The 15,492-nt window shown below is 41.4% G+C and carries 11 protein-coding genes; all 11 read left to right on the forward strand.

Going from position 1 to position 15,492, the window contains the following annotated elements; genetic code table 11:
• Positions 1 to 20: 20 nt before the first annotated feature.
• The 11 genes from KO529_RS18395 to KO529_RS18445 all read left to right on the forward strand — a co-directional run bounded on the left by KO529_RS18395 (position 21) and on the right by KO529_RS18445 (position 15,457).
• A complete protein-coding gene (locus KO529_RS18395) occupies positions 21 to 665 on the forward strand; it encodes an HAD family hydrolase (protein WP_215949331.1) in 645 nt (214 codons plus the stop codon).
• A 756-nt stretch (positions 666 to 1,421) separates the two neighbouring features.
• On the forward strand, positions 1,422 to 4,397 hold the full coding sequence (locus tag KO529_RS18400; RefSeq protein WP_252734469.1) for a PSD1 and planctomycete cytochrome C domain-containing protein: 2,976 nt from the start codon (positions 1,422 to 1,424) through the stop codon (positions 4,395 to 4,397).
• Complete coding sequence (locus KO529_RS18405) at positions 4,397 to 5,848, forward strand: DUF1501 domain-containing protein (RefSeq protein WP_247095171.1); 1,452 nt, start codon at positions 4,397 to 4,399, stop codon at positions 5,846 to 5,848. The genes KO529_RS18400 and KO529_RS18405 overlap by 1 nt, the downstream gene beginning before the upstream one ends.
• A 27-nt stretch (positions 5,849 to 5,875) precedes the next feature.
• Entirely contained in the window at positions 5,876 to 6,820 is a 945-nt protein-coding gene (locus KO529_RS18410) for a beta-propeller domain-containing protein (RefSeq protein ID WP_215949332.1), read from the forward strand.
• 5 nt (positions 6,821 to 6,825) lie between these two features.
• The gene (locus tag KO529_RS18415; protein ID WP_215949333.1) at positions 6,826 to 8,232 is read left to right on the forward strand and encodes a c-type cytochrome domain-containing protein; all 1,407 of its coding nucleotides are present in this window, start codon (positions 6,826 to 6,828) and stop codon (positions 8,230 to 8,232) included.
• A gap of 160 nt (positions 8,233 to 8,392) precedes the next feature.
• Positions 8,393 to 9,400 carry an LLM class flavin-dependent oxidoreductase gene (locus tag KO529_RS18420; RefSeq protein ID WP_215949334.1) on the forward strand — a complete coding sequence of 336 codons (1,008 nt, stop codon included), beginning with the start codon at positions 8,393 to 8,395 and terminating at the stop codon, positions 9,398 to 9,400.
• Positions 9,401 to 9,478: 78 nt separating this feature from the next.
• Positions 9,479 to 10,207 (forward strand): carbohydrate-binding family 9-like protein, encoded by a 729-nt coding sequence (locus tag KO529_RS18425; RefSeq protein WP_215949335.1) that lies wholly within the window; start codon positions 9,479 to 9,481, stop codon positions 10,205 to 10,207.
• A gap of 335 nt (positions 10,208 to 10,542) precedes the next feature.
• Positions 10,543 to 12,261, forward strand: coding sequence for a c-type cytochrome (locus KO529_RS18430; protein ID WP_215949336.1), 1,719 nt, complete (start codon positions 10,543 to 10,545; stop codon positions 12,259 to 12,261).
• Between the two features lie 52 nt (positions 12,262 to 12,313).
• Entirely contained in the window at positions 12,314 to 13,558 is a 1,245-nt protein-coding gene (locus KO529_RS18435) for an amidohydrolase/deacetylase family metallohydrolase (protein WP_215949337.1), read from the forward strand.
• Between the two features lie 72 nt (positions 13,559 to 13,630).
• Positions 13,631 to 14,845 (forward strand): aminotransferase class V-fold PLP-dependent enzyme, encoded by a 1,215-nt coding sequence (locus tag KO529_RS18440; protein WP_215949338.1) that lies wholly within the window; start codon positions 13,631 to 13,633, stop codon positions 14,843 to 14,845.
• A 30-nt stretch (positions 14,846 to 14,875) separates the two neighbouring features.
• Positions 14,876 to 15,457, forward strand: coding sequence for a RidA family protein (locus KO529_RS18445; protein ID WP_215949339.1), 582 nt, complete (start codon positions 14,876 to 14,878; stop codon positions 15,455 to 15,457).
• The last annotated feature ends 35 nt before the right edge of the window (positions 15,458 to 15,492 follow it).

The following is a 15,492-nucleotide window of genomic DNA, read 5'->3' on the forward strand; positions in this document are numbered from 1 at the left end:
AGTATTCAAAACTATTAAAAATGGCTCTCATTGACTTAAGGGATAATATTGAAAACATCATTTTTGATCTGGATGGTACCCTTTGGGATCCCATGCCCATGAGTATCAAGGCATGGCATACGGCACTGAATGGTTTCGACTGTATTAAAAATCCGATTTCCAAGGAAGATATACAGGGTATTCTGGGAATGCAGCACGACCTGGTAGGAAAGAAACTGTTTCCATATCTTTCCAAAGAACAGCAAGACGAGGTCATGAACAGTTGCTATGTACAGGAGGTAAATGACATTAAGGAGTTCGGAGGGGTTTTGTACCATGGATTGGAAGAAACCTTGAAGATACTGGGGAGTAAGTACGATCTGTATATAGTCAGTAATTGTCAGGCTGGTTATATCGAAGCCTTTTATGAATACCATGGTTTGGGTGCCTATTTTAAAGATTTTGAATGTTCAGGAAATACGGGTAAGTCCAAGGCCGAAAATGTAAAAATGGTCATTGAAAGAAATACACTTTCCAAACCCATCTATATTGGGGATACCTTAGGGGATTATACCGCTGCCGAAGGCAACCGAATACCATTTGTTTTTGCCAAATACGGATTTGGCGATGTGCCCAATCCGGAACATAATATCAATAAAATTACCGATTTAAGGGATTTGCTTTAATCCAAACATATCTGGTTGAAATGTTAGTGATTCCGCTTCGATCCTCCCTTGTTTAAGACATGGTCACTTCGATAGAATCCCCTATTGGCAGGAATCCCGCAGGCAACGGTTTTATAAAAGTTTCATCAGTTTTATTAATAGCTTGGAAATTATATACCCAATTAATGTTTTGGCTTAGTTAGTTGTGTGATTTCTCCCTATTGGTCGAAATGACTGTAGTAATCACTTCGACAGAGTCCCTTTTTGGGGACGACGAGAAGTCGTACAAGCTAGGTTTTCATTTTTGGAATCTCAATACTTTTTTTGAATAAAGAGGTTGCTTCATGGTAAGTTTTCAAAACTTCGTTGAGCTACTAGTGTGATTTGTTTCTATTTGGTACCGATGATGAAGTAGCTCAAAGGCACAAGGGGAAAGAGATAATCCAGTAGCCATAATGGGCACACAATGACGACAGCAGTGGCTCCTTCCCTTGGATAAGGGAAGGGTGGATCTTCCGCTGGGTGCGGAGGAGACGGAAGGGATTGATAGCCCAGGTCTTTGGGAGGGGACAATAGATAAGGTATGGGTTTACGGCTCGAGATTTCAAACTCCCCTTTTTGCCCCACCAAGGAGCGTGGCAATTCATTCCCCTCTTCGTTACATAAGGGGAGTTATTAGCCTTTTTAGGGTACAATTAATATCTACCCATGCAATTTAAATAGTTGATTCTAATGCTTTGGATCCGTATATTTGAATTTCCCTCTAAAATTTTGACAATGTTTTTTAGCAGAATAAAGGTTCTGATTTTAATTTGTACGCTGGGCGGTTTAGGTATTTCCTGTGACAGATCACAACAGTTCTCTGAACCTCTGCCTAAGGTGGTGGATTTTAATTTTCATGTAAAACCCATATTGGTACAGAATTGTTATTTGTGCCATGGCCCCGACCCAAGTAGTAGAAAAGCGGAATTACGATTGGATACCTACGAAGGTGCCACCGCTGCCCTAAAAGAAGGGGGGCATGCCATTGTGCCGGGGAAGGCTTCCAAAAGCCATATGGTACAGCGGGTTTATAATGAAGACCCTGGTATGGTAATGCCTCCACCGGAGACCAATCTAAAACTTACCGAGAGGGAGAAGGCCTTATTGAACAAGTGGATAGATCAGGGAGCCGAATGGAAAGATCACTGGTCCTTTATTAAGCCGGAGACGAAAATTGCGTTATCGGACCCCAAGGCCATCGATTTTATAATAGAAAAGAAACTGGATGAAAAAGGGTTGGAGAAAGTACCTCTTGCCAATAAAAACTCACTTATCCGAAGAGTATCCTATTTACTTACCGGCTTACCCCCAAACCCTAAAGAGGTTCAAGAATTTATTTCTGACACCAGTAGTGTGGCTTACGAAAAGCTGGTAGATCGTTATCTAAATTCACCGGCCTATGGAGAAAGATGGGCAAGACATTGGATGGATTTGGTGCGGTATGCGGAAACAAAGGGGCACGAGTTTGATTATGCCATAACGGGTGCCTGGAAATATAGGGACTACTTGATCAGGGCGTTTAACGAAGATGTGCCCTATGATCAATTCCTAAAGGAGCACATTGCAGGGGATTTATTGCCAACTACTAGGGAAAATAAGGAAACTGGAGTTTCGGAATCTAGGCTGGGCACTACTTTCTATGTTATGGGTGAAGGTACCCATAGCCCAGTGGATGTGCGGCAGGACGAGGCAGATCGCATTGATAACATGATAGACGTTACCACCAAGACTTTTCAGGGGTTAACGGTTTCCTGTGCAAAATGTCACGACCATAAATTTGACCCCATAACTGCGGCGGATTATTACGCCCTGTATGGGGTAATGGAGAGCACAAGGTTTTCTCCCGTTCCTGCCGATCTAAGTAAGGATAAGAAATTGGCGGCCAAGGAAATAGAAAATCTTAATTCCTATATGCGGAAGTTGGTGGCCGGAAAATGGGACACTGTCAAAAACAGTTATGAAAATACTGATCAGGCCCAGAATACAGCGATAAACACAAATGAAGAAGCCTATTCCGTCATCGGCGATTTTAGAGGCCGCGATTTTGATGGTTGGACAAGTGATGGATTTGCTTTTGGGCAGAAGACAACCCTGGGGAATCCCATAGTGGATCCGGCCACAGGAAAATTGCTTGGCTTGGATGAAGGAAAAGCTTCTAGCAGGGCAATGGGGATGGGCATTTTTGGGGCATTACGGTCCCCCAATATTATCTTGGACAAAGATTTTGTTGGTGTTAGGGCACTTGGTAAAAACAGTAGCATCAGAATTATAATAGACAATTTTCAATTGATTCAAAACCCAATTTATGGCGGAATAGACCAAAAGGTGAATACAGGGGAATGGAATAATTTAGTTTTTAATGTAGCGGCCTGGAAGGGTAGAAAGGCATATATTGAAATCTTGCCGGGAACTTATGAACGCCACAAGTATAGCCTACAGGAGGATGCTTTTATTGAAGTTCAATACGCCGTGACTTACGATGGGGAATGGCCTTCGGATTTGGAAGAGAATTTTACCACACAACAACCACAGGAAAATTGGGCATCCCTGGATATATCTCCAACAAAGGTTACAAGGCTTAATAATGATCTGAAGAAGGGTAAATTACCTTCACATTTCCCTGAATTGAAATCGGTTTTGGATAGTAGCCAACAGCTGGCCAAAAGTCTAAAAACCGAATCCTTTGTTAATGGGATATACGATGGTTACGGAATTGATAGCCCCGTTTTCAATAGAGGTAATTATAAGGAGCCCTCGGAAGAACATATTCCTAGGAGATTTTTATCGGTATTGTCATTGGGCGATTCCATATTTAAATCTGAAGGAAGTGGACGTATGGAGTTGGCAGAGGTAATGTTGAATGAAGATAATCCCTTGACTTCTCGCGTAATGGTAAACCGGATTTGGCACCATTTGTTCGGCAAGGGAATTGTGGAGACTGTTGATAATTTTGGTCTTCAAGGAAAATTACCATCCCACCCGGAACTGTTGGATTACCTGGCGGTTAAGTTTCAGAAGGAGGGTTGGTCCGTTAAAAAATTGATCAAGGCAATTGTTACCTCAGAAACTTTTAAAAGAAGTACTATGAGAAGTGATGCTCTAGCAAATACGGATCCCAACAATATTTATTTGGCTTCTTTTCCCGTAAGAAGATTGGAGGCAGAAGCTATCCGAGATGGAATATTGGCTGTTTCCGAAAGTTTGGATTCCACCATGTACGGAACACCTGTGGCCACCCATTTAACGACGTTTATGCAGGGACGCGGTAGGCCGGGGAAATCGGGACCTCTAGATGGGGAAGGGCGAAGGAGTATTTATTTGGAGGTAAGGAGAAATTTCTTGGAGCCTATGATGACGACCTTTGATCGTCCTATTCCCTTTAGTACTTTCGGTAGTAGGAACGTTACTAATGTGCCTTCACAATCCTTGATTTTAATGAACGACCCATTGGTTGCACAACAGGCCGAAATTATGGCCGGGAAATTGATGGAAAAGGAACTGGTAGGTTTTGAGGAAAAAGTACAGTGGATCTATATGCAGACTTTTTCACGTTTGGCAAGTTCAGATGAACTAAAAAAAGCTTCTGATTTTTTCGAGATGCTCCGGACTATGGAAGAGAAAGAGGCAAGTAAGGAGAATCAGGAAATGGAACTCTGGAAAGAGTATTGTCATAGTATTTTTAATTTAAAAGAATTTATATACCTTATCTAATGGGCCATCATCACAATACTAAACCAAGAGTTATTTCCCGTCGGGAAATGTTGGGGCTATCGGCTGGGGGCTTCGGTTCATTGGCATTAATGAGTCTGTTTGGCACTATGCCCTTGGCCTGCAAAAGGCCCGGATCTTTTGATTCAGCTTCCAATCTTTATTTGGGACCACATTATTTGCCCAAGGCGAAAAATGTCATCTTCCTCTATATGGATGGGGGTGTATCACAAGTAGACTCCTTTGACCCCAAACCCCGCCTAGCCAAGGAGAACGGAGAGGATCCCAGAAAGAAATTTAAGGTAGATGCGACCCAGTTCGACAATGTGGGCAAGATATTAAAAAGCCCTTGGGATTTTAAACAATATGGGGAATGTGGTATGCCAGTAAGTGATCTGTTTCCACATATTGCCACCTGCGTAGACGACATTGCTTTAATTCGATCCATGGTTTCCAATTTTCCGGAACATACCAATGCCAATTATTTTTTACATACGGGTAGTGGTTTGCAGGGTCGCCCAAGTATGGGTGCTTGGATGAATTATGGATTAGGGAGCGAGAATAAAAATATACCTGGCTATGTTGTTTTGGACGGAGGGCTGGTTCCTCCGGGTGGATTGGATAATTTTAAAAATGGGTTTTTGCCGGCATCCTACCAGGCTTCTGTTTTTAAGGCTGGTCCAGAACCTGTAGCCAATATCAATCCAAGGGAAGGCGTTAAAAATCTTCAGGAGGAAAAACTCCAATTTATTAAACAATTGGATCATAGTTTAATTGGGAAAATTGGAGAGGCCGATGCCGTGGAATCTGCTATTTCCAATTATGAACTTGCCTATAAAATGCAATCCTCCATCCCGGAACTTACCGAGTTTAAGGAGGAAACCGAGGCCACTAAAAAATTGTACGGTATGGATTCGGATGACCCTAATTTGAGGGGATATGCCTCTCAATGTATCTTGGCCAGAAGGCTGATAGAGCGGGGCGTTAGATTTGTAGAACTTACTTGTCCCAACGTTGGTCCAGGTGTTGACAGGTGGGACCAGCACAGTAATTTAAAAAAAGGTCATGAAAAAAATGCCCATGCCGTAGATCAACCCATAGCTGGACTCCTTAAGGATCTTAAATCGCGAGGTTTGTTGGAGGAAACATTGGTGGTCTGGACCGGAGAGTTTGGCCGTACCCCTTTTGCACAGGGATCTGACGGGCGTGACCATAATCCGTCCGCCTTTAGTATGTGGATGGCCGGAGCAGGAGTAAAGGGAGGAACTATTTTTGGCAAGACCGATGAATATGGCTATCGGGTAATAGAAAACGAAGTAACCGTGCATGACCTACATGCCACGATTATGCATTTGCTGGGAATAGATCACAAGCAACTGACCTTCCGTTTTGGAGGTCGTGATATGAGATTGACAGATGTTCATGGTAATGTGGTAAAGGATATTTTAACCTAAATAAAATTTTAATTGGAATACACGCATATGAATATTTTTAGCAAAGGACTACTGTTTTTAATGATGTCGCCCCTGTTTTTGGTAGGTCAAGCTACTGCCTTATCACCCCAAAATCAGTCGATAAATAAAAATGAAATTAAACATTCATTCTTTGTAGGGGGACCTAATTTTACTGGGATTATTGGGGAAAATGGAGAGGAACTCTGGGATTCCGGGAAAAAAAGTGCCAGGGATGGCTATGTCTTAAAGAATGGCAATATCCTTATTTGTTGGGGAGATGAAGTGCGAGAGTATAACAAGAAAAAAAAGGTAATTTTCACCTATACTAGAGCTGAGAAATCCATGGAATTGGGAACCGCAGTTCGTTTATCCAATGGCAACACCATGATTACCGAATCCGGATCGGATCCAAGAATAGTTGAGGTTAATAAAAAGGGAAAAGTGGTAAGCAGCATACCACTTAAACCTGATACGGACAATGTACATATGCAGACTAGGATGGCCAGAAAATTATCCAATGGCAATTATTTAGTACCACATTTATTGGCCTTTGCGGTTAAGGAATACCAACCGGATGGGAAAGTGGTAAATGTTTTTCATACGGATTTGGAAGATTTGGGAGGAAGGGAAGCTGAAAATTGGCCTTTTACCGCTATTCGTTTGGATAATGGAAATACCCTGGTTACTTTAACTCATGGGAATAAGGCGGTAGAATTTGATTCCAATGGCAAGGTAGTCTGGAAAGTATCCAATTCTGATTTGCAAGAAGCACCTTTTGTTGATCCCTGCGGGGCACAAAGGTTACCCAACGGCAATACGGTGATTGCCAGTTACGGGGCTCAAAAGGGAATTAAATTGTTTGAGTTGACACCTGATAAATCTATGGTTTGGAATTATGAAGGGCATAGGGTGCACCACTTTCAAATTCTGACCACCAATGGAAAACCCATAAAAGGCACTCCACTTAAATAGTATAAATGGGATTTATCTTCTTGATGAATGGTGGTATTTTGGATAACCCGCCAGATGTAGTATTGTTTTTTGGGCGGTTTCATCCTGTAGTTGTGCATCTTCCCATTGGCTTCCTAATTATGGCCATTTTGGCACAGCTGGCTACGCGTTGGCCCAAATTCAAGCCTTTGGAGATGTATCTACCGCTGATGTGGCTTATGGGAGCATTTAGTGCACTATTGGCTGTGGTTTTTGGTTATTTCCTTTCCCTAAGTGGTGGTTACGATCAGGATACCCTCTTCTGGCATCAGTGGGGTGGAATTGCCGTAATGCTATTGTCTTTTGGGTGTTACTTTATCAATAAGAAATGGAGTAATTCACTCTCCATTCCCAAATGGATATTGGTTTTTATAGTCGGACTTTTACTTATGTTTACTGGGCACATGGGTGGTAACCTGACCCATGGTTCTACTTATTTACTGGAATACGCACCAAATCCCGTAAGGAATATGGCAGGATTGCCTTCCAAGGTGGAGCCGCGTGAAAAAGTCACGGTATTGGATTCCGCAGATGTCTTTCTGGATTTGGTGCTGCCAATGATGCAAACAAAATGTGTTAGCTGTCATAACGAGGGGAAAAAGAAGGGCGGTCTTTTGCTTACCTCCTATGCGAATATGATACTTGGAGGAGAAAGTGAAAATACCATTATCCCAGGGGATGCCTTAAAGAGCGAATTGGTTCGAAGGATTACCCTGCCAACAGAACATGACGATTTTATGCCATCTGAAGGAAAGTTGCCGCTTACGGATCAAGAAGTGTTGCTGATTAAATGGTGGATTAAAATTGGAGCCCCACCGAATGGTTTTGTAACTGAATTGGATACGGAAAAGGCAGTAAGTTCTTTGGTCAGTAATTATTTAGGATTGGATAAGAACAATCTTTTTAATAAAAAGATTCCACCTCCCAATCGGTCCATCGTTGATTCTTTGATTCGACATGGTTTTGTAATCAATCCTTTAATGAAGGACAATTATTTTTTGGAGGCCAATTTTAGTTTAAGTGAATATGACCTTAAAGCTTCGGATTTGGACGCCCTTTTGGAATTAAAGGAGCAATTGGTTTGGCTTAACCTAGGAAATTCTCACCTCAAGGATGCATATCTTGAAAAAATTGGATTATTGCAAAACCTGGTAAAGTTGGACCTTAGGGGAAATGAAATTACCGATGACGGGATAAAACACTTATCTAAATTGGAGAATTTGGAATCGCTTAACCTTTATGGAACAAAAGTTTCAAAAGGTGTCCTGGACCTTGTGCCTAAATTAACTAGGTTAAAGAAAATCTATCTCTGGCAGTCCGATGTATCTAAAGAAACCATAACTCAATTGAAGGAACAGAACCCGGGTCTCACCGTAATTTTTGAACGGGATTAAGTTTTTCACTTTAGTCAAATAAGAAGGGGTTAGTTATTGTGTAGATCCATTTATTTAAAGTATGTTTCATTTACTGATTCTAGACTTCCTAAATTTGTTTTAAGTATTTGTATCATTTTTCGACTAAGCCTTACTATTACATCAAGTAAATACCGGAAAAATGGAGGATAACATCAATAATAATTTAAGGAACACAAAATTCTCAGTTTTGGATTTGGTCCCTGTAGCGCAGGGTTCAACGCCATTACAGTCTATACAAAAAAGCTTGGAACTGGCACAACATGTAGAAACTTTGGGCTTTGAAAGATTTTGGATTTCCGAACACCACAATATGGAAAGTTTGGTTAGTTCGGCCACGCCAATTTTAATAGGAAATATTGCCCAAGGAACCAAAACCATCAGAGTAGGCTCCGGAGGAATTATGTTGCCCAATCACGCTCCCTTAATTGTAGCGGAACAATTTGGTACCCTAGAGACACTTTATCCAGGGAGAATTGACCTAGGCTTGGGAAGGGCGCCAGGAACAGATCAACTAACGGCTAAGGCATTAAGAAGAAATCGAACGGAAACCGTACACGATTTTCCAAATGACATAACGGAATTACAGACGTATTTTTCCAAGGAGAATAGAAATGCTGCCGTAAGGGCCATTCCTGGGGAGGGATTAAACATTCCCTTGTATTTATTGGGCTCCAGTACCTTTAGCGCTCAATTGGCGGGATCAAAAGGATTGCCATATGCTTTTGCCAGTCATTTTGCCCCTGCCCACTTGCATGAAGCCCTTAGATTATACCATCAGAATTTTGAGCCTTCAGAACAATGCAATGCTCCCTATACTATTGCCTGTGTTAACGTCATTGTCGCAGAAACCGATGAAAAGGCTAGGCATTTGGAGACAAGCCTTCAGCAATTAGCTTTGGGAATTATTAGAAATACTAGAAAACCGTTGCCGCCTCCGGTGAAGAGTATGGATGGTATATGGCATGAGATGGAAAAAGCTCAAATACAAAATATGATGCACTATAGTTTTGTTGGGTCTAAAGAAACCATAAAAGCACAACTTTCGGATTTTGTGGCAAATACCCGGGTCAACGAAATAATGGCGGTATCCCATATCTATGACCATAATGACCGCTTAAGATCTTATGAAATTTTGAGTAGCCTTTAAAATAGGACTAAATTGCTGATCACATTATGTCTGGATGATAAATTTTAGCTAATTTGTAGTTTATTAGATATGTCATAAATGTGGAAGAGGATACATTTAGTAATATTATTCATCGGGCTAATGTTGGCCTGCAAATCTGAAATACATAGTCAGGACAAAGTGCTTAAGGTCAAGGAAATTAAATATAACGGACAAGTTGGTTTGGAGCAGGTGTCCCAACTTTTGGAAAAGCATGTAGAATTAGAGCATGTGGATTTAATTAATTGGGATAAGTTTTCTTACCGCCCCGATGTTGCCTTTAGGATTGCACACAGCAATAATGCTATTTGGCTAAAATATTATGTCAAGGAAAAAAACATTCTGGCCAGTGTAGGGGACACCAATGGACCTGTGGCACGGGACAGTTGTGTGGAATTTTTCATGGATCCCCTAGGGAACGGGAATTATTATAATTTTGAATTCAATTGTATTGGCACCGTTCATTTGGCTTATGGACCTGGAAGAGGGCAGCGTCAATTTGTGGATCCAAATACTATAAGGAATTTGATCGAGGTACAAAGCTCTTTGGGTGCACAAACTTTCACCGAAAGAACGGGTGATTTCACTTGGGAAATGACCATAATAATACCTGCTGAGGTTTTAACCCATAATCCTGAAATTAAATTAAAGGGTTTACAAAGCACTGCAAATTTTTATAAGTGTGGCGACGCTACTTCCCAACGCCATTATTTAACTTGGAATCCGGTAGGAACCGAAAAGCCGGATTATCACAGGCCCGAATTTTTTGGCAAACTTATTTTTCAATAAACAATAACTGGGTGATTCTATGTCACCTTGGGAACAAGATATTTAAGAGGATATTTTTTGTAATCTTTCAATAGAAATTACGCTTTTCTTTCAATTGGGCAATATAATTGTTAAATATTGGAAATAAAATGGGTACTTTCTCTAAAGTATTATTAAATTTAAGATGTGTTCGAACACATATTATAGAGTTAACGGCAGGATCTACATGCAGGCTGAGGATATTATTATCGGGTAAAAAAACAATTTCAATCCATATAATATTTGGGAATTAAAAGAGATTGGTGAAAATTACCCACGATGGAGAGTCAATCAGAGGTTTATTAAATATATAGTCAATGCCCATTTCCACGCGTATCAAAAAATTACTTTTTTGTGTTGTGCCTATTTTGACTCTAGTGCAATGTGAGTTACAACAAGCTAACGGAGGTCTTTTTTTACCTGAAGGTTTTAAGGCGGTCGTGGTCGTGGATAGTATAGAGGAAAGGGTTCGGCATATGGCGGTGACAGATGAAGGCATACTATATGGCAAACTTAGAAATTCCAATGACAAAGGAGGTATAGTTGTACTTCAAGATAAAAATAATGATGGCAGGGCAGATGTGATAGAAAAATTTGGGGCGTACCGTACGCTTCAAAAATGGAGTTATTCTACGGCCATGAGGATATATAATGGCTATCTATATTTTAGTTCTGAATTGGTCATTTATCGCTATAAATTAAAACCGGGAACTTTAATACCTGAAGGGGAAATGGAAATAGTCATGACCGATGACCATGAGCATGGTAAGCACGAACATATAGGAAAGCCCATTGCTTTTGATAACAAGGGTCATATGTATGTTCCTTTTGGTGCCCCTTCCAATGCTTGTCAAAACCCTAAAAGAACCCCTGGGGCTCCAGGCATGGACCCATGTCCACAATTGGTGGACCATGGAGGTGTTTGGCGTTTTGATGCCAACAAGCTGGGTCAGACCCAAAAGGATGGGTACAAATATGCTTCGGGGATACGCAGTGTTGTTGCTATGGATTGGAATTCGGAGGACGAAAATTTATATATCGTTATGCACGGTCGGGACGATTTGCTGAGACTATTTCCAAATATCTATTCCGGTTGGGAAAGTGCCTTGCTCCCTTCCGAGGAATTTATAAAGGTAACTGAAGGTTCAAATTTTGGTTGGCCTTATTGTTATTATGATCAAATTCAGGAAAAAAAGGTGCTGGCACCGGAATATGGAGGTGATGGTAAAATTATTGGGAGATGTAAGGATTTCGATGATCCTATAATGGGATTCCCCGGGCACTGGGCACCAAATGATTTGGTTTTTTATGATGGGGATAAGTTGCCAAAAAGATATAAAAACGGGGCTTTTATAGCCTTCCATGGGTCAACTAATAGAGCTCCTTATCCGCAATCCGGATACTTTGTAGGATTTGTTCCCTTTAAGGGCGGAAAACCTTCAGGCGATTGGGAAATTTTTGCGGATGGTTTTGCAGGGGTAGATCCCATTGTTAGTGTTAAAGATGCTGAATACAGGCCTATGGGTATTGCCTTTGGTGCAGACGATAGTATGTACATTTCAGATTCGGTAAAGGGAAGGATATGGAAGATAGTTTTTGAGGGTGATAAAGATAATTTTGGCCGGGAACAATTAGCGGAAATGGAAAAAAGAAAACTATTGTCCCACCTTAGAACACCAGATGAAATCAAGGATAATCTTATAGCGGGGAAATATACAGGTGGTGAAAAGATTTATTACACCTATTGCAGTACCTGTCATCAACAGGATGGTAGAGGGGCAACGGGTAGATTTCCACCTTTGACAGGAACGGAATGGGTAACCGGCGATAAGGAAAGACTAATAAATATTGTTTTAAAAGGAATGGAAGGTTCTATGGAGGTGAACGGGGAGGTGTACAATGGGGTAATGCCGCAGCACAGTTTTTTAAGTGATGAGGAAGTGGCCGATGTCCTGACCTATATCAGGACCAATTTTGGGAACGATGCGGGGGAGGTAAAAGCAGAAGAAGTGAAGAAGCTAAGAAGCAGTTTATAGAATTTATATACTAGGTGTTTAGATCAACTAATACTTTTTAAAAATGAAAAATATGCTAAAAAAACGGATTTGGGTTATTATTTTAACGCTAGCGGCAACTACGACCTTGACCGCTCAGAGTTACGACATCTTGGTTAAAGGTGGGCATGTGGTAGACACAAAAAATAATTTGGACCAAGTGATGGACGTAGCCATAAAAGATGGAAAAATTGCAAAAGTCGATTCCAAAATTCCAGAAAACCAGGCCAAAACGGTGATTGATGCAAAAGGGCTAATAGTGGCTCCCGGGCTCCTTGATATTCATGGGCACAATTTTTTTGGGACCGAGGAAGATGCGTATTTAAGTAATAGTTTTACAGCCTTGCCGCCAGACGGGTTTACCTTTAGAAGTGGCGTTACCACTATTGTTGATGTAGGTGGCGCTGGGTGGAAGAATTTTAGAACGTTTAAGGCACAGACGATCGATCATTCAAAAACAAGGGTATTGTCTTTTCTAAATATTATTGGATCGGGGATGAAAGGAGGCGCTATTGAACAAAATATAGAGGATATGAACCCTAAAATGACCGCTTATGTTGCCATGCAGCACAAGGGGACCATAGTGGGGGTAAAATTGGCCCATTATAGCGGTTTTGATTGGGAGCCGGTAAATAGGGTGGTTGCAGCGGGTACCATGGCAGATATTCCGGTAATGATCGATTTTGGTGGTAGTGAACCCGAGTTGTCCTTGGAAACATTGCTCATGGAAAAATTGCGTCCTGGTGACATCTTTACCCATGCCTATGCCCATGTAAAAGGGAGAACTCCTGTGGTCGACGAAAATGGCAAGGTAAGGAAGTATGTCTTTGAGGCTCAAAATCGAGGGATTATTTTTGATGTTGGCCACGGTGGTGGCAGCTTTGTGTTTGAGCAAGCTATTCCGGCCATAAAACAAGGTTTTTTACCTAATTCCATAAGTACGGATCTGCATACGGGAAGTATGAACGGGGGAATGAAGGATATCCTCAATATTATGTCTAAATTTATCAATATGGGTATGCCGGTAAAGCAGGTAATTGAATGTGCAACCTGGAATCCGGCGCAATATATTAAACGCACGGATCTGGGGCACCTGACTGTTGGGGCCGTGGCGGACCTAACAATTCTAAACCTAAGAAAAGGGAACTTTGGGTTTATTGATACACAGGGGAAAAAAATGATGGGCGATAAAAAATTGGAATGTGAGCTAACCCTAAGGGAGGGGGATGTGGTTTGGGACCTTAATGGTATTTCCAGACCAATATGGAATGCCAAGTAAACCGGCCTACCGGAAATTGGCCAGAGAAATTGCATTATTGTTGACTTGGATTAATCTAAAAAAAAATGAATTATGCTAAGTAGGAGAAAATTATTAAAAACCTTATCCAGTGTGCCAGTGGTGGGCGGATTGGTAGGTACGGGACTATTAGCGCCACAATTGCTGAGTGCCGCAGTAACCAAACCGGCAACTCGGAATTTTTTCAAGGAGTTGGGGCTCCGTACATTTATAAATGCTGCGGGAACCTATACTTCTATGACCGGGTCATTAATGTCCGAAGAGGTTACCTCGGCTATTGTATTCGGAGCTACGGAATATGTGGATTTGGATGAGCTTCAGGACAAGGTTGGGGAAAGGATAGCGGAATTGTTGGAATGTGAATATGCCACGGTTTCCTCTGGTGCTTTCGGGGCCATGTCCATAGGGCTTGCTGGGGTCATATCTGGAATGGATTCCGATATAGCTGCCCAACTTCCAGATACTACTGGATTAAAAAATGAGGTAATAATACAGGAAGGCCATAATATTGGTTATACTCATGCCCTTTTAAACGTAGGCGCTAAATTGGTCGTAGTAAAAACAAAGAAGGAAATGGAAAAGGCCATTAATAAAAATACGGCCATGCTTTGGTTTTTAAATGCCAATACGGATAATGGGGAAGTGAAGTATGACGAGTTTATTGCCTTGGGTAAAAAGCATAAAATCCCAACTTTTATAGATTGTGCCGCGGATGTGCCGCCTGTTGAGAATCTCTTTAAGTTTACCAAAATGGGGTTCGATTTAGTGGCATTTTCAGGTGGAAAAGGAATTAGAGGGCCTCAGAGTGCGGGATTATTGCTGGGCAAAAGAGATCTCATTAAAGCGGCAAGAATACATACCCCTCCCCGCGGAAGTACTATTGGTAGGGGGATGAAAGTAAACAAGGAAGAAGTTCTGGGAATGTTGGTGGCCTTGGAAATGTATTTGGCCAAAGATCATGAAAAAGAATGGGAGCTTTGGGAAAATCAAATCAAATTAATTAGCGACAGTGCCTTATCCGTAAAAGGAGTGCAGACAGAGATACATGTACCACCTTATGCCAACCATGTCCCTTCCCTACGTATTAAATGGGATAGCAATTTGGTTAAGATAAGTCCAGAGGAAGCCAGGAAAAAGTTAATGGAAGGTCACCCTGCCATAGCTACGGTGGGCGACAAGGAAACTATAGGTATAACTACCTGGATGATGGATCCGGGACAAGAGAGAATAGTAGCCAAACGCCTTAAGGAAGTGTTGGAGAATGTATAATAACCATAAATTAGATTTAAAAGCAAGCGTATGAATTTCAAGTATTTTTTAGTCCCTTTAATGATCATAATGACCATTTCCTGCAACACAAAAAAGGAAGATGTAGCGCCATCTGTTGAAAAGGAAACACCAGTAATTCCAGCGGACTATGACCCAGAGAAAAAACTTAAGGAACTGGGTATAACTTTAATGGAAGCCAGTGCTCCGGTAGCCAATTATGTAAATGCCGTTCGTTCTGGAAATCTAATTTTTCTTTCGGGAAAAGGGCCACTCCAGAGTAATGGGGAAAATATTGAGGGCAAGGTCGGGACAGATTTAACCATAGAGGAGGGTTATGAGGCCGCCCGAATTACTGGGATTAATCAATTATCTGTCTTAAAATCGGAATTGGGAAATTTAAATAAGGTAGTAAGGGTGGTCAAGGTCTTAGGTATGGTAAATGCAGGGCCGGATTTTCCCGATCATCCCAAAGTGATCAATGGATATTCAGATCTAATGGTGGCCGTATTTGGAGAAAGGGGAAAACATGCCCGTGCTGCTGTAGGTATGGGATCACTTCCAGGAAATATCGCCGTAGAGATCGAAATGATCGTAGAAGTAATGCCAGATTGAATTTGATGTCGAATATTCTGTATTACCTCTTTTCT

Source organism: Arenibacter algicola (genome assembly GCF_018860365.1).
Classification (GTDB): Bacteria; Bacteroidota; Bacteroidia; order Flavobacteriales; family Flavobacteriaceae; genus Arenibacter; species Arenibacter algicola_B.